General features: G+C 39.6%; 17 protein-coding genes and 1 pseudogene. 13 read left to right on the forward strand and 5 right to left on the reverse strand.

What is annotated here, in order from left to right; genetic code table 11:
- Positions 1–374: 374 nt before the first annotated feature.
- Genes RG571_RS04795 through RG571_RS04815 form a run of 5 tightly spaced genes read left to right on the forward strand, consistent with a single transcriptional unit; the run spans position 375 to position 6,900 of the window.
- Positions 375–1,172: a TIGR00282 family metallophosphoesterase gene (locus RG571_RS04795; protein WP_002297139.1), complete on the forward strand. Its 798-nt coding sequence runs from the start codon at positions 375–377 to the stop codon at positions 1,170–1,172.
- Positions 1,150–1,563: a YlbF family regulator gene (locus RG571_RS04800; protein WP_002297923.1), complete on the forward strand. Its 414-nt coding sequence runs from the start codon at positions 1,150–1,152 to the stop codon at positions 1,561–1,563. Before RG571_RS04795 ends, RG571_RS04800 begins: the two co-directional genes overlap by 23 nt.
- Positions 1,547–4,192 carry a DNA mismatch repair protein MutS gene (gene mutS, locus RG571_RS04805; RefSeq protein WP_308947543.1) on the forward strand — a complete coding sequence of 882 codons (2,646 nt, stop codon included), beginning with the start codon at positions 1,547–1,549 and terminating at the stop codon, positions 4,190–4,192. Before RG571_RS04800 ends, mutS begins: the two co-directional genes overlap by 17 nt.
- 17 nt (positions 4,193–4,209) lie before the next feature.
- On the forward strand, positions 4,210–6,318 hold the full coding sequence (mutL, locus tag RG571_RS04810) for a DNA mismatch repair endonuclease MutL (RefSeq protein ID WP_114634990.1): 2,109 nt from the start codon (positions 4,210–4,212) through the stop codon (positions 6,316–6,318).
- Positions 6,319–6,339: 21 nt separating this feature from the next.
- Positions 6,340–6,900 (forward strand): nucleoside triphosphate pyrophosphatase, encoded by a 561-nt coding sequence (locus RG571_RS04815; protein ID WP_114634988.1) that lies wholly within the window; start codon positions 6,340–6,342, stop codon positions 6,898–6,900.
- A gap of 84 nt (positions 6,901–6,984) precedes the next feature.
- Here RG571_RS04815 and treP read toward each other — a convergent pair whose 3' ends face one another.
- Positions 6,985–8,973: a PTS system trehalose-specific EIIBC component gene (treP, locus tag RG571_RS04820; protein WP_002327544.1), complete on the reverse strand. Its 1,989-nt coding sequence runs from the start codon at positions 8,971–8,973 to the stop codon at positions 6,985–6,987.
- Between the two features lie 222 nt (positions 8,974–9,195).
- Here treP and treR point away from each other — a divergent pair, with 222 nt between their 5' ends.
- The 7 genes from treR to RG571_RS04855 all read left to right on the forward strand — a co-directional run bounded on the left by treR (position 9,196) and on the right by RG571_RS04855 (position 13,850).
- Complete coding sequence (treR, locus tag RG571_RS04825) at positions 9,196–9,909, forward strand: trehalose operon repressor (RefSeq protein ID WP_002294254.1); 714 nt, start codon at positions 9,196–9,198, stop codon at positions 9,907–9,909.
- A gap of 76 nt (positions 9,910–9,985) precedes the next feature.
- The gene (msrB, locus tag RG571_RS04830) at positions 9,986–10,432 is read left to right on the forward strand and encodes a peptide-methionine (R)-S-oxide reductase MsrB (protein WP_002294252.1); all 447 of its coding nucleotides are present in this window, start codon (positions 9,986–9,988) and stop codon (positions 10,430–10,432) included.
- 169 nt (positions 10,433–10,601) lie between these two features.
- On the forward strand, positions 10,602–11,204 hold the full coding sequence (gene ruvA, locus RG571_RS04835) for a Holliday junction branch migration protein RuvA (protein WP_002290528.1): 603 nt from the start codon (positions 10,602–10,604) through the stop codon (positions 11,202–11,204).
- Between the two features lie 12 nt (positions 11,205–11,216).
- Positions 11,217–12,218, forward strand: a complete 1,002-nt coding sequence (ruvB, locus tag RG571_RS04840) for a Holliday junction branch migration DNA helicase RuvB (protein ID WP_002289812.1) — start codon at positions 11,217–11,219, stop codon at positions 12,216–12,218.
- Positions 12,219–12,246: 28 nt separating this feature from the next.
- The gene (locus RG571_RS04845; protein WP_002289813.1) at positions 12,247–12,825 is read left to right on the forward strand and encodes a TetR/AcrR family transcriptional regulator; all 579 of its coding nucleotides are present in this window, start codon (positions 12,247–12,249) and stop codon (positions 12,823–12,825) included.
- Between the two features lie 51 nt (positions 12,826–12,876).
- Complete coding sequence (locus RG571_RS04850; RefSeq protein WP_114634986.1) at positions 12,877–13,359, forward strand: low molecular weight protein-tyrosine-phosphatase; 483 nt, start codon at positions 12,877–12,879, stop codon at positions 13,357–13,359.
- Positions 13,360–13,475: 116 nt separating this feature from the next.
- Positions 13,476–13,850: a hypothetical protein gene (locus RG571_RS04855; RefSeq protein ID WP_114634984.1), complete on the forward strand. Its 375-nt coding sequence runs from the start codon at positions 13,476–13,478 to the stop codon at positions 13,848–13,850.
- A gap of 856 nt (positions 13,851–14,706) precedes the next feature.
- Here the strand turns inward: RG571_RS04855 and brnQ are convergent.
- Complete coding sequence (brnQ, locus tag RG571_RS04860; protein ID WP_131774649.1) at positions 14,707–16,059, reverse strand: branched-chain amino acid transport system II carrier protein; 1,353 nt, start codon at positions 16,057–16,059, stop codon at positions 14,707–14,709.
- A 146-nt stretch (positions 16,060–16,205) separates the two neighbouring features.
- Here brnQ and RG571_RS04865 point away from each other — a divergent pair.
- Positions 16,206–16,795: pseudogene (locus tag RG571_RS04865) on the forward strand (TMEM175 family protein).
- Between the two features lie 127 nt (positions 16,796–16,922).
- On the opposite strand, the gene RG571_RS04870 reads toward RG571_RS04865, so the two are convergent.
- The 3 genes from RG571_RS04870 to RG571_RS04880 all read right to left on the reverse strand — a co-directional run bounded on the left by RG571_RS04870 (position 16,923) and on the right by RG571_RS04880 (position 20,785).
- Positions 16,923–18,272, reverse strand: coding sequence for an amino acid permease (locus tag RG571_RS04870; RefSeq protein ID WP_002294242.1), 1,350 nt, complete (start codon positions 18,270–18,272; stop codon positions 16,923–16,925).
- A 167-nt stretch (positions 18,273–18,439) separates the two neighbouring features.
- On the reverse strand, positions 18,440–19,180 hold the full coding sequence (locus RG571_RS04875; protein WP_114634981.1) for an amino acid ABC transporter ATP-binding protein: 741 nt from the start codon (positions 19,178–19,180) through the stop codon (positions 18,440–18,442).
- A gap of 12 nt (positions 19,181–19,192) precedes the next feature.
- The gene (locus RG571_RS04880; protein WP_002297081.1) at positions 19,193–20,785 is read right to left on the reverse strand and encodes an ABC transporter permease subunit; all 1,593 of its coding nucleotides are present in this window, start codon (positions 20,783–20,785) and stop codon (positions 19,193–19,195) included.

Consider the following 20,785-nt stretch of genomic DNA (forward strand, 5'->3'; position numbering starts at 1 on the left):
GTAATAAGCCCAGCCAAACAAAAATAGCTCCTCCTATTTTTCGTTTTTCTGGGCTTATTACTTGATGCAAGCTTTTGAACACCGTTTAAGGAAGAGGTCGTGACAGAAGTGGTCAGTTTCAAGAAATAAGAAGGGATTTACGAAAATTGCTTCTCAAATTTTTGTAAAATTACGGCTTATTTCTGAAGAAGTAGATGAAACAACGTTTATTCGGGAAATGGGACTGTGACAAGATGTTTGTCACAGTCCCATTTTTTTATTTTATTTTTCAAAACTAAGAAATACCAGGAAAGAGTTCCTTTTGTTTGACCTTTTCTTTCTTATTGAAAACAACTATAATATAGAGTGATGTTAAAAGAGAAGAGGAATTTAGTGTGCGGGTATTGTTTATTGGTGATGTAGTAGGTTCAATGGGACGAGAGATGATTACTGAATATCTTCCTAGATTGAAGAAGAAGTACCGTCCGCAAGTAACGATTGTAAATGGTGAGAATGCCGCTTCTGGACGTGGAATCACAGAAAAAATCTATAAAAAATTTTTGCAAGACGGCGTAGATGTCGTGACGATGGGGAATCATACGTGGGACAACCGCGGAATCTTTGAGTTTGTAAATGAAGCTAAAAAGATGGTTCGTCCGGCAAATTTTCCGGAAGGGACGCCTGGACAAGGGATGGTCTTTGTCAAAGTGAACCAAGTCGAACTGGCAGTGATCAACATGCAGGCTCGTTCTTTTATGGTGGACTTGGATGATCCTTTTCGTAAAATGAATGAGCTGGTAGAAGAAGCCAGAAAACGTACGCCGATCATTTTTGTAGATTTTCATGGAGAAACAACAAGTGAAAAACAAGCAATGGGCTGGTTTTTAGATGGGAAAGTTTCAGCAGTGGTCGGTACACATACACACGTTCAGACAAATGATGCGCGAATTTTGCCAAGAGGAACAGCGTATCTGACAGACGTTGGGATGACAGGTCCCTATGATGGTATTTTGGGTATGCGCAGAGAACCTGTAATCGAAAAGTTTCTGACCGCATTACCAAAACGTTTTGAAGTTGTGGAACAAGGCCGATCGATTTTAAGCGGCTGTATCTTGGAATTGGATGATACGACAGGTCATGCAAAAGAAATCCAGCTGATTCAGATCAACGATGATCGACCGTTCATGGAGTAGAAAGAGAGGCAGTTTTTTGCAGCAGGAGCCGGAAATTCAAAAAGAAGTAAGGAAACTAACAAAACTTTTAAGAGAGAATGAAACGATCATTCGCTACAAAGAACTTGAAGAAAAGATCCAGCAAAACCAGTATTTAGCTGAGTTGAGAGAAAAAATCAAACAAGCGCAAAAAGATGCTGTTCATTTTGCCCACTATGACAAACCAGCAGCAGAACAAGAAGCAATCAAACAAGCGGATCAATTCATGCAAGAATTTGATCAGCATCCGCTTGTTGTAGCTTATAGAAAACAGCTGTTGGAAGCAGATGATCTGCTTCATCATTTAACAACTATGATACAAGAAGAAATCAATGGACAAATAGAGGAGGAAAAACATGCCTCAAAAAACTAAAAATACTCCTATGATGGAACAATATCTAAGCATCAAGGCCCAATACCAAGATGCTTTTTTGTTCTATCGTTTAGGAGACTTTTATGAACTATTTTACGAAGATGCGATCAAAGCGTCACAGCTTTTGGAATTAACGTTGACGAGCAGAAATCGAAATGCAGAAGAACCTATTCCTATGTGCGGTGTACCTCACCATGCAGCACAAGGATATATCGATGCCTTGATTGAAAAAGGCTATAAAGTAGCGATTTGCGAGCAGGTAGAAGATCCAAAGACGACTAAAGGGATGGTCAAGCGCGAAGTGATCCAGCTAGTCACTCCTGGTACAGTCATGGACAGCAAAGGATTGTCGGCAAAAGACAACAATTTTTTAACAGCTGTAGTTAGTCAAGGAAATGAATTTGGCTTTGCTTATGCCGATTTAAGTACGGGAGAATTGAAGACGGCTCGGTTGCATGATGAAGAAGCTGTTTTAAATGAAGCCTCTGCATTGCAGACAAAAGAACTCGTATTAGGCAGTGAGATCACTGATACCCTTCGTGAACAGCTAAGCGGGCGTTTAGGGCTAGTCTTTTCTCAACAAAATGAGATGGAAGAAAACGCGGAATTTAGCTTTTTGACAAGCGAACTAGTCGATCCGCTGGAAAAAGAAGCAACCGGCAAACTATTGACTTATTTATCGGTGACACAAAAGCGGAGTTTAGCTCATATCCAAAAAGCAGTAGAATACCAACCAGATCATTTTTTGAAAATGGATTATTATTCAAAATTCAACCTAGAATTAAGCCAATCTATTCGGACTGGGAAAAAGCACGGCACTCTTCTATGGTTGTTAGATGAAACAAAAACAGCAATGGGTGGCCGTTTACTAAAACAATGGCTAGACCGTCCGCTTATCCAGGCAAAACAAATTAAAGCAAGACAAGAAATGGTCGCTTCTTTGCTAGACAGCTATTTTGAACGTATCGATTTGCAGTCAGCATTAACGAAAGTCTATGATCTGGAACGCCTAGCAGGTCGAGTAGCTTTCGGTAATGTCAATGGGCGAGACTTGATCCAGCTGAAAACTTCTTTAGAACAAGTGCCAATGATCAGAGGGTTGATTGAAGGAATCGATCAAGGTCAATGGCAAATTCTGCTTTCAGAAATGCAGCCGATGGACCATCTCGTCCAATTGATCGACCAAGCTATCCAAGATGATCCGCCGTTACAAATAACGGAAGGAAACATCATCAAAGATGGATTCAATGAGCAGCTCGATATGTACCGTTCTGCTATGAGAAACGGAAAGAAATGGTTGGCAGAACTTGAAGCAAAAGAGCGTCAAGAAACAGGAATCAAGAACTTAAAAATCGGATTTAACCGCGTTTTCGGTTATTATATAGAAATTACAAAAGCAAATCTTGGAAATGCAGAACTGGAGAAGTATGAACGAAAACAAACTTTAGCAAATGCAGAGCGTTTCATCACACCAGAACTAAAAGAATTGGAGACACAAATCCTCGAAGCAGAAGAAAAATCTGTTGATTTAGAATATCATTTGTTTTTAGCTGTGAGAGAAGAAGTCAAAAAGGCTATCCAGCCGCTACAAGTACTTGCAAAAGCAATCAGTGCAGTAGATGTGCTACAAAGTTTTGCAACGATCAGCGAACGCTATCAGTATGTTCGACCAGAACTTGTCAGTGACAAGCATCAGCTTCTGATCAAAGACGGACGACATCCTGTAGTAGAAAAAGTATTAGGACATCAGGAATATATCCCTAACAGCGTAGAAATGGCAGAAGACGAAATGATCTTGCTGATTACAGGACCGAATATGTCTGGTAAAAGTACGTATATGCGACAGTTGGCATTAACTGTTCTGATGGCGCAAATGGGCTGTTTCGTTCCGGCAAAACAAGCAGTTTTACCTATTTTTGATCGGATTTTTACCCGAATCGGTGCAAGTGACGACTTAATTGCTGGACAAAGTACTTTTATGGTAGAGATGATGGAAGCCAATCAAGCCCTGCGTTATGCTACGCCAAACAGTTTGATTTTGTTTGACGAACTAGGGCGAGGAACAGCAACCTATGACGGAATGGCGTTGGCCCAAGCAATCATCGAGTATATCCATCGTCATGTACAAGCAAAAACACTCTTTTCTACTCATTATCATGAACTGACGGTACTTGAGAAAGAACTTCCGCAGCTTAAAAATGTCCATGTTGGAGCCGTTGAAAAAGACGGAGAAGTTGTCTTCTTGCATAAAATGATGGATGGACCTGCGGATAAAAGCTATGGCATACATGTGGCAAAGATCGCAGGATTGCCTTCCAATCTACTAGAACGAGCAGCAGATATCCTGCATACGCTAGAAAATGGTGATAACGGACACCATACTGTTCCAGCTGAAGTAGAAGAGAAAACTAAAACAGCCAAACAGGAGCAAATAAAACCACCTGCAGAAAAAGTAAATCAAGACCATATACAAGACCGTGTAAAAGAAGAAAACCAACAGCTTTCTTTATTCAGTGAATTATCCGAAAATGAAACAGAAGTCATTGAATCACTGAAGCAAATAAATTTACTAGAAATGACGCCAATGGATGCACTAAATACATTATATGAATTACAAAAACAACTGTAGGAAGAAGGCGGATATCGATGGCCAAAATCCAAGAATTATCTGAACGTTTAGCTAATCAGATCGCTGCGGGAGAAGTAGTGGAGCGACCAGCTTCCGTTGTGAAAGAATTAGTGGAAAATGCAATTGACGCCGGCAGTACTCAGATTGATATCTTAGTTGAAGAAGCGGGACTGCGGACGATCCAAGTGATTGATAACGGAGAAGGCATTTTGGCAGACGACGTAGAGAATGCCTTCAAGAGGCATGCGACAAGTAAGATCCATAATCGCGACGATCTTTTCCGCATACGAACGCTGGGCTTTCGAGGGGAAGCTTTGCCAAGTATTGCCTCTGTTTCTGAAATGACTCTGGAAACGGCGAATCAGGAAGAAAAACAAGGTACTTATCTTTCGCTCAAAGGCGGCGAGATCATGGAGCATCGGCCAGCACCTCTGCGTCAAGGAACGAAGATTACCGTCAGCAACCTGTTCTTCAATACACCAGCCCGCTTGAAATACGTGAAAACACTGCACACAGAATTAGCAAACATCGGGGACATCGTCAATCGTCTGGCATTAAGTCACCCATCAATCGCTTTTCGTTTAGTACATGATGGAAACAAAATGTTGGCAACTGCTGGAAATGGCGATCTGAAACAAACGATTGCGGGAATCTACGGATTATCTACCGCTAAAAAAATGTTGAAAATCGAAGGAAAAGATCTAGATTTTGAGTTATTTGGTTATGTTTCATTGCCAGAGGTGACTCGTGCCAGTCGGAATTACTTATCGACGATCATCAATGGACGTTTTATCAAGAATTTTTCCTTAAATAAAGCAATCGTTGCAGGTTATGGGTCAAAATTAATGGTCGGTCGTTTCCCTATTGCTGTATTGGAAATCAAAATGGACCCGCTTTTAGTAGATGTAAATGTTCATCCTACGAAGCAGGAAGTCCGGCTGTCGAAGGAAAAAGAACTAACAGAGCTAATTAGTAACGCCATTCAAAAAGCATTGTCTCAAGAAAATCTGATCCCAAGTGCCGCGGATAATCTACGGTTCAAGAAAAAAGTACCAGATCAGCCTAAAACGGAACAAATCGAAATCGATTTGTCCTACGCTTTTGAAGAAGAAAAACCTAAAAAGCCAAGTAGTTTGAATTTTGACCGAAAGACAGGAACCTTTTTTGTAGAAGAACCAAAGAGCACATTTGTTGACAGATCTGTTGATAAGTCTGTGGAAAATGTTGAAAACTTTTCTGGTTTTTCTGAAGAAAACACCAGTTATCCAGAAAAAACAACGAAAACGGTGGATAAGTTTGGTGAAAATGTTGATAACTTTGTAGAAAAAACAGTGGAAAAATCTGAAAAGAAAGAAATTCCTACTGTGGATAACACGGAAGAAACAAATAAAGAACAGATAGATATATCCTTGGAAGAGGATGAACAGATTTACGAGGAAGAATTGACACTCCATCCTGAATTTGATTTCACTCAAGGAAACGACAAAACATTAGAACAAGCCATCAAGAAATTAGAAACGGAAAAACCAGTACAACGTTTTCCTCAGTTGGAATATTTTGGACAGATGCACGGAACGTATCTTTTTGCCCAAAGTAGCGATGGGTTGTACATCATTGATCAGCATGCTGCCCAAGAGCGCATTAAGTATGAATATTTCCGGGAAAAAATTGGGGAAGTATCTGATGATCTGCAAGAATTGCTTGTTCCATTTGTGTTAGACTATCCAAACAGTGATGCTTTGAAATTAAAAGAGCAAAAACACTTGCTAGAAGATGCAGGGATTTATTTAGAAGAATTTGGTCAAAACAGCTTTATTGTACGGGCCCATCCTACTTGGTATCCCAATGGAGAAGAAGAATCGATTATTCGGGAGATGATCGATATGCTGCTGACAACTGGAAGTGTGAGTGTAAAAAAATTCCGTGAAGCAACAGCAATCATGATGAGTTGCAAACGATCGATTAAAGCCAACCATTATTTGAATGAAGCACAAGCACGTGTGCTGCTGAAGGATCTGGCACGATGCGAAAATCCTTTCAATTGTCCCCATGGCCGTCCAGTATTGATTCACTTTACCAATTCGGATATGGAAAGGATGTTCAAACGAATCCAAGACCCGCATTAAGTCAAAGAGAAGAGGGAAAACATGAAGATTGTATTAGCATCCCAATCACCAAGAAGAAAAGAGTTATTGGCTCATATCGTTTCAGAATTCGAGATTGAACCTGCTGATATCGATGAAACGCCATTTCCAGACGAACAGCCCGTCGATTATGTTCGTAGAATGGCTGAAGAAAAAGCACGAACTGTCTGGGAACAAGATGAAAAAGAAGACCATTTAGTGATTGCCAGTGACACGACTGTTGTTCTCAATCAAGAGATCATGGGTAAACCAGAAGATCTGGCTGAGGCTGAATTCATGCTGAAAAAACTAAGCGGGGAAACACATACTGTATATACAGCTGTTGTTTTAAAAGCAAAGGAACGAGAAGAACGGATACTAGCAGAAGCACATGTCACTTTTTATCCTTTGACAGACGAAGAGATCAAACGCTACTTGGAGACGGGGGATTATGCGGATAAGGCAGGGGCATACGGCATCCAAAATGCTGCGAGTGTATTCGTCAAAGAAATTTCTGGAGATTATTACAGTATCGTAGGATTTCCGATTGGTGCTGTCAATCAGGCACTGAAAACATTCATTTAAACAAAAAAGCGGACTATCTGATTTTCGATTGAAAATCCATGATAGCCCGTTTTTTTTATTGAAAAGATTACTTATCTACTCTGACTAAGATTTTACTTCAGCTTTACCGACTGCTTCGCCCGGGCGAACAAGTCCTGATTGGTCAAGAGAAAGTCCTGCAACTTTTTCATTATTGGTCAAAGCAACAATAATGTCAGTTTTCTTGCCAGCTTGTTCTATTTCTGGCAAATCCATTTCAGCAATCAGGGTCTCTGGTGTGACAAGGTCTCCTTCTTTCACGAATACATTGAAAGGAACACCCTTTAGTTCAACAGTATCTAATCCCATGTGAACAAGTACTTCCAGCCCCTCATTAGAAAGAATACCAATGGCATGTTTTGTTTCAAAGACACTCGTCACTTTACCGTTTACTGGTGCATAGACTTTGCCGTTTGACGGTTCGACAGCATAACCGTCACCCATCATTTTTTGTGAGAAAACTGGGTCATTTACTTCAGTTATTTCCTTGATGGTCCCTGCAGCGACTGCGAATAATGTTTCTTTTGTTGCAACTGCCGTACCAGTTGCTGAAACAGGTTCGAAAGACTGTGGCGTTGCTGTTGCGCCATTTGCTGTTTGAAGTTGTACATCAGCAGCATTTTCAGGAACAGCAGGATCAATCTTATTCAAAATTCCCTGACGTCTAAAGATGATCGTCAAGCCAAATGGAATGATGACAGCAATGATCATTGCGATGATGAAAGGTACCCATGTTTCTGCTTGGATAGCTAGTATTCCTGGCAAACCACCTACTCCGATCGCGTTGGCTCGAACACCCATCAAGTTAGCAAACATGCCAGCTAATCCAGAGCCGACCATTGCAGCGACGAAAGGATAGACGTATTTCAAATTGATTCCGAACATAGCAGGTTCAGTTACGCCTAAGTAACAAGAAATCATTGCTGGAATCGAGATTTGTTCTTCTTTTTTATTCCCACGATGTAAGAAGATGATGGCTAAGACTGCAGAGCCTTGGGCGATATTTGATAAAGCAATCATCGGCCATAAATTCGTTGATCCGAAATCTGCAATCAGCTGCATATCGATGGCATTGGTCATATGGTGGAGACCAGTAATCACTAAAGGAGCATACAGGAATCCGAATACGGCACTAAACAACCAGCTGATAGAAGACGTCAATCCAGTATTTACGATATTTGAGATCCAGCTTCCGACTGTCCAGCCGATAGGACCTAAAATAACGTGTGCAGCTAAAACAGTTGGTAACAATGAAAACAATGGAACAAAAATCATCGAGATCGACTGAGGGATATATTTGCGGAAGAAGATTTCTAGATACGCTAACATAAACCCTGCCAGCATGGCTGGAATAACTTGCGCTTGATAACCAATCATCTGGACTTGAGCAAAACCAAAATCCCAAAATGGAATATCTGCTGCGGCTGTGGAAGCTACACTATAAGCATTTAATAATTGCGGAGAAACTAACGTAATTCCTAAAACGATTCCTAATATTTGTGTAGTACCCATCTTTTTTGCAATACTCCAAGTGATACCTACTGGAAGAAAATGGAAAATTGCTTCACCCGGTAACCACAAAAAGGCATTGACACCATTCCAAAACTTCGAGTGTTCAACGATTGTTCCACCAAGACTTTCAAACTGGATACCTTCAAGTACATTTCTGAATCCAAGGATCAATCCACCGACAATGATTGCAGGAATCAGTGGTGTAAAGATTTCTGCTAAAACGGCAATAGCACGTTGAACGGGATGAAGGTTTTGTTTTGCAGCTGCTTTTCCTTGTTCTTTGGAAACCCCTTCAACTCCAGATACTGCAACGAAGTCGTTATAAAAAGTAGAAACATCGTTTCCTATGATGACTTGGAACTGTCCTGCATTCGTGAACATCCCTTTTACGCTAGGTATATCTTCGATCGCTTTTTCGTCCGCTTTTCCTGGATCATTCAGGACAAAACGCATACGAGTCGCACAATGACTAACTGCAGCAATATTTTCTTTTCCGCCGATATCATGTAACAGCTTCTCGGCATCTGCTTGATATTTTGCCATATCAATAAACCCCTTTCTCTTAACTTGTCTATGCAAGTTGTTTCTTCATTTACTATACTTTTTTTCGGAGAGAATTGCAAGCGTTTTATTAAAAAGTACGAGAGAAAATGATATCGTTTTAAAAAGCTTAAAATAAGCTTTTCTTAAAAATAGGAACATTGAAATACAAAAAGAGCTGTAGTATAGTGAAGAAATGATGGAAGAACGAGTGAGGGAAAAAACATGAATAAGTTCAATGAAATTTTTTTAGATTTGGAACAGAAAATTTTAGCGAAAGAATATCCTCCGCATTCGCTTTTACCCAGTGAGAACCAATTGATCAAAATTTATGGTGTTTCACGAGAAACAATTAGAAAAGCGCTGAATCTTTTGACTACGGAAGGTTATATTCAAAAAAAACAAGGAAAAGGTTCGATCGTACTGGATCGGAATCGCTTCGACTTTCCTATTTCTGGATTGACTAGCTATAAAGAGCTACAGGAGACCCAACGTATTCCAAGTGAAACGATCATCCATACGTTAGAAGAAACAGAAGTGACAAAAGCATTGAACGAGATCACTGGCTGGGAGATCGGTGCGCCTGTTTGGCATTTGATACGCGAAAGAAAAATCAATGGCGAAGTAGTTATATTAGACACCGATTATCTATTAAAGGAAATCGTTCCTATTTTAACTCCAGCACAAGCACAAGGATCGATCTATGAATATTTTGAAAATGAGCTTTCTTTGACGATTGCTTACGCGCAAAAGGAGATCACAGTAGAAGAAGTAACGGAAATCATGAAAACAGCGATGGATCTTCACGATGACACTTATGCAGTAGTAGTCAGAAGCCTCGTTCATCTGGAAGATACCCGCTGTTTCGAGTATTCTGAGTCGGTTCACCGATTAGATAAATTCCGTTTCGTTGAGTTTGCCCGACGCCGAAAAGTGTAAATAGTTCAAAAGAAAGCAAATTGTTGGCATCTGTCCACTTTGGCGCTATGATAGGATCACAAAGGGGGCATTTTTAATGGATAAACCAATAAGACCAGAAAAAGAAGAACTGAAAGAAAAGTTATCACCCATGGCTTATGCAGTCACACAAGAAAATGCAACAGAACGACCATTTAGCGGGAAATATGATGATTTTTACGAAAAGGGGATCTATGTAGATATCGTCAGCGGTGAACCGTTATTCAGCTCTGCAGAAAAATATGATGCAGGTTGTGGCTGGCCATCATTCAGCAAACCAATAACGAAAAGACAAGTGCGCGAAAAAGCCGATTTTTCTCATGGCATGCATCGAATAGAAGTTCGAAGCAAAGAAGCAGATTCTCATCTCGGACATGTGTTTACCGATGGACCAGTAGATCAAGGTGGTCTACGTTACTGCATCAATTCTGCCTCACTGAAATTCATTCCATATGAAAAGATGGATGAATTAGGTTATGGGGAATTCAAATCACTTGTAGAATAATGGAAATACACAAAGAGCGGTACAATACGGGGATTTACTCGATCGTCCGCTCTTTTTTTATTCAAGCGATTGCTATTTGAAAGAAACGCTCCCCAGACTCCTTTTTTCACAAGGTGAAATGTGCTACAATAAAGGGAACGTATGTGTGCAAAAGAAAGAGGACTAGAATATGTATGAATATCTGACAGGTGTGGTTACCTTTATCAACCCCTATTACATAGTAGTAGAAACCAATGGTATCGGCTACCAGATCGCACTAGGAAATCCTTACCGCTACAGTAGCAAACTAAATCAAAAAATAAAAATTTATGTCCATCAGGTAATACGTGAAGATGCGCATCTTCTGTATGGATTTGATTCGCTAGAAGAAAAGCAACTGTTTTTGCGATTAGTAAGTGTTTCAGGAATCGGTCCGAAAAGTGCCCTTGCAATCATGGCAAGCGAAGACCACTCCGGTTTGATTCAAGCAGTAGAATCCAGTGATGTCACTTATTTGACGAAATTTCCAGGAGTAGGGAAAAAGACAGCACAACAAATGATCTTGGATCTAAAAGGAAAATTCGGTGAGCTGAGTATCGATACACCTTTTAGTCTATTTGATGAAGCAAACACAAAAGACGCTACAGCTCTATCTGAAGCAATGGAAGCTCTCTCGGCTCTTGGTTACAGTGATCGAGAAATCAAACGTGTAGAAAAACAATTAAAAGAAGTCGATAATCAGACAACGGATGAGTATCTACGCCAAGCACTCAAGCTAATGATGAAAAAATAAGGAGGAGACCAAATGACAGATGAATACTTGTTATCACCAGAATCTGGCGAAAATGAACTGAGTTTGGAAAAATCTCTTCGACCACAGCTGCTTTCTCAATATATCGGACAGAGAAAAGTCAAACAAGAACTTCAGATTTACATTGAAGCTGCCAGAAATCGGGAAGAACCTTTAGATCATGTTCTGTTGTACGGGCCTCCTGGATTAGGAAAAACGACGATGGCCATGGTCATTGCTAATGAGATGACCGTAAATATTCGTACGACGAGTGGCCCTGCTATCGAACGTCCGGGTGACTTAGTAGCAATCTTGAATGAACTGGAAGCAGGGGATGTCCTGTTTATCGATGAGATCCATCGATTACCTAGAGTGGTAGAAGAGATGCTTTATTCAGCTATGGAAGATTTCTATGTAGATATCATGGTAGGACAAGGGCCAACCGCACATCCGGTTCATTTCCCTCTTCCTCCCTTTACTTTGATTGGTGCGACGACACGGGCAGGTATGCTTTCTGCACCTTTACGAGATCGATTTGGCATCATTTCTCATATGGAATATTATGACGAACAGGATCTGCAGGAGATCGTTTTACGTTCTTCGGATATTTTTCAAACAGAGATCATTGAAGAAGGGGCATTGGAAATTGCTCGCCGATCACGAGGAACGCCTAGAATTGCTAATCGCTTGCTCAAACGGGTTCGTGATTTTGCGCAAGTCCAAGGAGACGGGAAAATCGATCGTCCTATAGCGGATCAGGCACTTACTTTGCTACAGGTCGATCAGGCTGGATTGGATTATGTTGACCAGAAATTGTTGCGAACAATGATCGAGTTATATGGCGGCGGACCAGTAGGGTTAAGTACGCTTTCAGTAAACATAGGAGAAGAGCGTGAGACGGTAGAAGATATGTATGAACCGTATCTGATCCAAAAAGGATTTTTAAAGCGTACACCTAGAGGGCGAATTGCTACTGCTTATGCCTATGAACATTTTGGTTACGACTATCATATATGATTTTTGCTTTTAGATTGGAGGAAAATGAATGAGTGATACAACACGTACGAAACAATTGATCAAAAACGTATTGATTGATTTGTGCCAAACGCAATCTTTTCGAAAAATCAGCGTCCAAAAAATCGCAAATGAAGCAAAAATCAATCGACAAACATTTTATTATCATTTTACAGATAAATACGATTTGCTTCGTTGGGTCTATTGTGAGGATGCATTGCATTATTTAGATCCACAATGTCTTTCACTTGATAATTGGGAAGAGCAAGCATTGAAAATGCTGAAAGCAATTGCTGAGAAGAAAGAATTTTATGCAAATACTGTGCTTTCTGACCCAGAAATTTTACAAAAAGAGTTTTCTCAACTGATCCAAAAATCATTTATCAAGATTTTTGAACAAATGGATGAAGAAAGACAACTTTCTGCAAGAGACAAACTATTTTATGCTCGTTTTTTTTCTTACGGTTGCAGTGGTGTATTAGTCAATTGGATCACGAATGAATATGAAGAAACACCGATGGAAATCGCTATGCAGCTTTTCCGTTTAGCCAAGGATACGGAATTATATTCTTATCGTCTTTATGCAAAAGAAGAGTTGGAAGAACAGTAATAGAAAAATTTTTTGTTGGAAAAGCAATGATCGCTAAAAGGAGATGGGGAAATGACAAAAATTTTATTTGTTTGTTTGGGAAATATTTGCCGTTCACCGATGGCAGAAGGCTTGCTGAGAAAACGAATAGCATTAGAAGGAAGGGAAGCAGAATTTTTTGTGGATTCTGCTGCTACAAGCACGTATGAAGTTGGAAAGACACCGCACCCTGGAACGAAAAAAATATTAAACCAAGAAAAAGTAGATATGACGAATATGGTTGCTCGGCAAATCACACCCCACGATTTTGAAACTTTTGATTGGATCATTGGCATGGATCAAGAAAATGTAGAAGAACTGAAACGAAGAGCACCACGCTCAGCGCAGGGGAAAATCCATTTGTTTTTAAGTAGCATTCCTGGAAAAGAAAAAGAAAATGTTCCCGACCCATACTATACCAATAACTTTGATGAGACATATCACTGGATCACAGAAGGCCTGGATCATTGGTGGAATATTTGGATTGACGGAAATAAAATAACAAACAATTTGTAAAGTTAACGTTTTCTTTTTAAGGCGATGTTAGAGCATTTCCTTGTTTTTTTGTAAAATGTTAGGTAAAATAAAATTAATTAAGTAACACTTTCTTAGCTAAAGGAGGAGTGCATTCGATGAACGAAGAGACAGTATCGCCAATGAAGAAGCTTACGAAGTTAGTTACTCATACTTCGTATCAACTTTTTGATTCTTTTGTAAATGACACTGAAGAACATGCTAAGAATGTACGATTGCAAGGAAAGTTTATTCTTGAGCTGCAAAAAGCTGCTACTGAACATAGTCTAGTTATCTTACAAGTAAGAGCGAATCGTTTGAGTAGCAAGTATGAAACGATCTCAGGCTGGGTGGCGACAAAAACGGTCGAAAAAGACCGAGTGATGATCCGCCTACAAAACGAAGAGCAGCAGACCCGGATGGTTCCTGTAGAACAAATTGAAAAAATAACAATCCTTTCACCAGCAGGGGAACAGGAACGGTTATCAAAATAATTTATACCAGATAGAAAAGCACGTATGAGCTTGTACCATCAATCATTACTAATCAAAAATAACCGAATGCTTTAAGCTGATATCAGTAAAACGGAACGTTTTAGGATGAGTATCACAGCATGACAGCATTGGGTTGATTAGTTGAATCGATTGAATGGTACAAGTTTTTTTGATAAAAAAAGGTCCTGCTAGCCGGGGAGCTAGCAGGATAAGGAGTTAAAAATGAAAAAGTGTTGTTAGGGTTGTTTGTTGGTATGCTTATATAATAGTCACTAGTTGTGAATATTTTGTGACGAAAGTTTTCGAAAGTTGTTAAGTTTTTTTGCGAAAACTATTTTTATATCATATATATGTCTAAAATCTATATTATAAAAGAAATGTTGTTCGATCAGCTACTCTTCGGTATTAGTTCAAAACAAAACGGCAAAGTATATGGAGCTACTTTGCCGTTTTGTTTCTCTAATACTCAGGTCAGTTCATAGACGCTCAATAAACGGTGTTCAAAAGTCAGTTTCTCGATATTAAGTCAAATTTATGCAAAAATGTGAGAAGCCATTTTCACAAAATATTTCTTAATACTCGAAACTAAGCGGCTTTTTCACGACCTCTCAATAAACGGTGTTCAAAAGCCAGTTTCTCGGTATTAAGTCAAATTTATGCAAAAATGTGAGAAGCCATTTTCACAAAATATTTCTTAATACTCGAAACTAAGCGGCTTTTTCACGACCTCTCAATAAAGAGTGTTCAAGAGACAGCCTATCGGCAATAAGGCACAATTTTGTAAAATATGAGAAGCTATTTTTCAAAATTACTTTTTATTGCTCAAGGCTGAACGTCTCTTTCACAACCTCTTTTATCAATCTGCTACTTTTTCTTTCTTAGCGAAACTCCAAATCAGTCCGATAACAAAACCGATAACTGCTGGTACGATCCACCCCATCCCCAATTTGAAAAACGGCAAGTAGCTTTCCGCAACATGTAAAAGATTTTGAACAATAGGTGTTTGTTTGATAGTTTCTGGGCAAGCGTTCAACCCATCAAAAATCGAAGCAATCAATGTAAAATAAGTAGTCATTCGATAAACAGCCGTACGCTGCTTAAACAAAGGACCAACTAACACTAGTAAAATCAGTGTCATTGCTAATGGATAGATGAACATCAAAACAGGCAACGAAAATTGAATGATATTCGTCAAGCCTACGTTTGCCGCTAAACAAGGAAGGATACTAGCAAGTGCAACAAAGAATGCGTAATTTCTTTGTGGAAACAAATCTGTGAATGTTTCTGCAAAAGCTGTAATCAAACCAATACCGGTCTTCAAACAAGCTAATATAACGATAAATGCTAATAAGATACTGCCATAAGTACCTAAATAATGATCAGCAATCTGAGCCAGCGTGATCCCGCCATTTTCACTTAGAGCAAAGCTACCTAAGCTCATAGCACCTAAATAAGCGAGCAAAGTATAAATGATTCCCATCAATATAATGCTGATCGCACCAGATTTGATCGTGTCTTTAGCGATTTCAGCAGGTTTTGTTACACCCATGTTTTGGATTGTTGTGACAATGATGATCCCAAATGCTAAAGCAGCAAGCGCATCTAATGTGTTATATCCTTGAGTAAACCCTGTGAAAAAAGCATGCTCTTGATAATTTGGCTGAATAGGCGCTTGATTTACAGAACCTAGTGGATTCAAAAAAGCAAGGAGAAGCAAAGCACCTAATAAAACCAAAAATGCAGGATTCAGGAACTTTCCAACATAATCTAATATCTTTGTCGGTTTTCTTGAAAACCACCAAGCCAGCACAAAAAATACAATACTGAAAATTGCTAGATATAGCGTCTGTCTGCTAGGATCGATAAATGGTGCTAAACCAATCTCGAAAGATGTGGTTGCAAGGCGAGGTAAAGCAAAAAACGGTCCGATAACTAAGTAAAGCAAGATGGTAAAAACCATCGCATATGTTTGATTTATCCGTTTTGCTAATTCATATACACCTGAGCTTTTCGATACACCAATGGCAATCACCCCTAAGAAGGGAAGACCGATACCGGTAACCAAGAAACCTAGATTCGCCCAAAAGGTAGCAGCGCCTGCTTCTTGACCCAAATGAACGGGAAAGATAAGATTTCCAGCACCAAAAAATAGACCGAAAAGCATGGAGCCTATAAAAAGATAGTCTTTAAATGATAATTTTTTTGTCATACATAACTCCTTTACGGTTTTTTTAAAAGTAACAAAATTTCGAAAAATATGCAACAATTTTCAGAAAATTTCCTATATAAAACGATGGTTATTTAATAACGTAAGTGATAAAATAAAAGCGCTGAATCATCTGAGGAGGAATCATCGTGACAAAGTCGAGATTAGAAGCATTTACTGATGGAGTGGTAGCCATTGTTTTGACTGTTCTTGTATTAGAGATCAAGATCCCTAATCCATCTAGCTTTCATTCTTTATGGGTCATCCGAAATACATTATTAGCTTATACCATCAGCTTTATATTTGTTGCGGTGATCTGGGTGAACCATCATCGTATATTTCAGATGGCAGAACGAATTAATTACCGAATGGTCTGGTCGAATATCTTTTGGCTCTTCTGGCTGACTTTATGTCCTTCTGTTACTAGTTGGGTCGGGCGTAACCCTGAAGCTTTTTGGCCTGAGATGGCTTATGTCTTAGTATACACGATGTGGAGTTTTTCTTTTGGTATCTTGATGAGGCAAATCATGAAAGCAAATAAACCAGATTCCCATGTCGTGAGAGTTTTGTCAAAGGACCGTCGAAGTCTTATCTCCATAATGATTAACTTATGCTTGATTGCCGGTGTCTTTTTTGTACCGTTGATCGGGTTATTCGGACGTTTTTTGTATCTGGTATTTGGATTTTTTCCTATAAAAAAGCAGATGCCTATTATCAGCGGTTGTTTCCGGGAAAATAGAAAAGAGGCTGGGACAGAAGCTTTTAACTCCAAGAAATAAGTCGAAATTTCACAAAAATTTAAGAAGCAATTTTCGTAAATTCCTTCTTATTTCTCGAAGCTGACCACTTCTGTCACAACTACTTTCTTACTTCTTACGTTCATATTTCATATGATAGATCAGTAATAGAAGCAAGAACCACACAGGTGTTAGTAATAAAGCGATTCTCGTATCTTTTCCTAGGAACAAGACGACACACACAAAGGCCATGTAAAGAAATACCAGATAATTACTAAATGGGTACAACGGCATTTTAAATGAATGAGCTTTTTTGCCGAGGATACTTTTACGATATTTCATGTGCGTGTAGACAAGCATACTCCAGATAAACAAGAAACAAGTAGTGGCAATACTGCTTACTAGTGTGAATACTTCACTAGGCATCACGTAATTCAAGATAACAGAAATGAAAATGACGATAGTAGAAAATGTCAAAGCATTCCCTGGCACATGATGTGTTGTTAACTTTTTGAATTTTTTAGGGGCACTGCCTTCTTGCGCTAAAGAACGAAGCATACGTCCTGTACTATATATTGCACTGTTGCAGGCAGAAGCTGCTGCACTTAATACGACTAAATTGATCAAGGAAGCAGCAATCGTGATCCCAATTTCCGAAAATACTTCTACAAATGGACTGTTATCTGGATTCAAGCTGTTCCATGGATAGATTGCCATAATGACAAAAAGAGATCCTAAGTAAAATAAGATGATCCTGATAGGAATATTATTGATAGCTTCCGGCAACACTTTTTCAGGATTTTCTGTTTCTCCAGCGACTAATCCAACTAATTCTATCCCAGCAAAAGCAAAGGTTACCATTTGGAAAGCTAAGATAAATCCTTTTGCACCAGTTGGAAAGAATCCGCCATGAGACCATAGATTCGTGATACTGGCTGTGCCAATATCTGTCGTATAGTGGGTGAGGATCATATAAGCTCCTACGAGGATAAAGGCAATGATCGCTACAACTTTGATCAATGCAAACCAAAACTCTAACTCACCAAACAATGAGACAGCCACCATATTCAAGCAAAGAAGAAGACCTAATGCAATCAGTTCAGGAAGCCACTGAGGAACACCAGGCGCCCAGTAGCGTACATACATTCCGATGGCTGTTAAATCGGCCATTGCAATCGATACCCAGCAGAACCAATACGTCCAGCCAGTGATGAAAGCCGCTTTTTTGCCAAGATATTCTGCAACAAAATCCAGAAAAGAATGGTTATTGGTGTTTGATAACAGAAGTTCGCCTAACGCACGCATAATGAAAAAACAGATGCATCCAGTAATAAGATAGGCGAGCAATATTGAAGGGCCAGCTAGCTGGATAGACTTTCCAGAACCTAAAAACAACCCCGTTCCAATCGCTCCGCCAATAGAAATCAGTTGGACATGTCTATTTTTCAGTCCACGCTGCAGTTCTTGCTCTTCATTCATTTTTAAATCATCCTAACTAAAAAAGTTTAATTACTTCCATATTAAGAGAGTTTTCTGAAAAACACAACTAAGATTCCAAAATTTTCAGAAATTTACCTTTTATGAGTAATTCATAAAAAAGAACTGCGGCAAACACCGCAGCTCTTTGTCCCAATCAGCTATTGATCCTAAGCATTTAAAATACGTGAAAGGAATTCTTTTGTACGTTCTTCTTTCGGATGGACAAAGATATCTTCTGGTGTACCTTCTTCTGCAATCACACCCTTATCCATAAAAATGACACGGTCAGATACATCTTTTGCAAATTCCATCTCATGCGTCACGATAAGCATTGTCAAGCCAGTATGTGCTAAGTCTTTGATCGTATTAAGCACTTCGCCAACCATTTCAGGGTCTAACGCCGAAGTAGGTTCGTCGAATAGCAATACATCTGGATTCATTGATAATGCCCGAGCAATTGCGACACGCTGTTTCTGTCCACCAGATAATTGTGCTGGTTTGGCTTCGATATAACGATCCATACCAACTTTTTCCAGATTTTCAATTGCTACTTTTTTAGCAGTTTCTTTATCACGTTTCAGGACAGTTGTTTGACCAGACATACAGTTTTCCAAGACATTCATATTGTTGAACAGGTTGAAGGATTGGAAAACCATACCTAGATTCGTTCGATATTTAGGTAAATTATATTTAGGAGCTGATACATTTTCTCCATTATAAATGATCTCGCCGCCTGTTGGTTTTTCCAGTAAATTGATACAGCGCAAGAAAGTAGATTTACCAGAACCGGAAGAACCGATGATCGTCACAACTTCACCTTTATTGACTGTTACGCTGATATCTTTCAATACTTCATTTTCACCGAAGCTTTTTCTTAGATGATTGATTTCAATAATTTTTTCATTCATGATTCTTCCTCCTTATTCCTGCAAATTTGAATTGTCGATTTCTTCAAGCTTGGTATAAGCTGAAGGACCATCGATTTTCTTTTCTACCGCCCGCAGGATTCTGGTGATCGTAAAGGTCATGACTAAGTAGATGATCCCGACGATCGTAAATGTTTGGAAGAATTGGAAATTCGCACCGGAAGCAGAGTTTCCTTGGAAGAACAAATCAGCTACGCCGATTACACTTAAAACTGCTGTATCTTTGATATTGATAACAAACTCATTTCCTGTTGCTGGCAAGATATTCCGTAAAACTTGTGGAATAACAACTTTTCTCATCGTTTGGCCATGGGTCATACCAATGGCTTGCGCAGCTTCGAACTGCCCTTCATCTACTGCAAAAATCCCCCCACGAACGATCTCTGTCATGTAAGCTCCAGTATTGAGAGAGACAATAAACAAAGCGGCAATCGTTCGGTTCAATGAAATGCCAAAAGCGAGTGCCAGACCGTAGAAGATGACCATTGCTTGTACCATCATCGGTGTTCCGCGGAATACTTCGACATAGATAGAAAGAAGTGCATTTCCGATTTTTTGGAAGAAGCGAGTCAGTGCATTTCCTGATTCAGGTACCGAACGGAAGACACCAATCAGTAATCCAAGTGTAGTACCGACAACTGTCCCGATCAATGCGATGAACAAGGTAAGTCCAGCACCTCGTAAGAACATATTGCCGTATTGTTTCCAAATCGTAGTGAAATCAGAAATGATGCCAGGTTTTTCTTCACTATCAGTTGCAGCAGGCTGATCTTTGACTGCTTGGTCCATAATTTTGGTTCGTTCATCGTTAGAGATGCCAGAAAGAATCTGGTTTACTTTTTGGATATCCGGGTCGCCTTTACGCATACCAACAGAAATCTGAACATCTTCCGGGTTTGTCTGGAAGCCATCTGCACCGCTGAATTCAAGCATTTCCAAGTCTTTGTTCACACTAGTTGCCGTTACACCTTCCGGACGTTCGCTGACATAACCATCGATCATTCCAGAAGCTAAAGCTGTTCTCATTGCTGAGAAATTATCCATTGCTTGTTGTTTCTGCACATCTGGTATCTGATCGATCACAGTATAGTGGAATGTATTTAACTGAGCAGTGATCTTTGCTCCAGAAAGATCTGCTAAACTTTTTGCTTTTGCATATTTGCTATCTTTTTGAACTACTACTACTAATTGTGATTCGTAATAAGGATCGGTAAAATCAATTTCTTTTCGTCGTTCAGCAGTAGGGCTCATTCCGGCGATGATCGCGTCGATCTTGCCTGATTGAAGGGCAGGAGCCAGACCATCCCATTTCGTTTGGACGATGACTAATTTTTTCCCTAAACCATCTGCTACTTTTTTAGCGATTTGAACATCATAACCGCCGGCGTAACTATTTTGGCCTTGAATTGGCAAGGCATTATTCTCATCTGTTTGTTGAGACCAGTTGAAGGGTGCATACCCAGCCTCCATACCTACGCGAAACTCATCGCTCGGTGTTTTTTCATCTGCATTTGCCAGAGATCCCACACTGAATAGTGAGAAGACAAAAGCAAATAGTACGGCAACTGAAACCATATTTTTTTTCAT

The sequence above is a fragment of the Enterococcus sp. FR204 genome (assembly GCF_031143325.1).
GTDB lineage: Bacteria > Bacillota > Bacilli > Lactobacillales > Enterococcaceae > Enterococcus_B > Enterococcus_B faecium.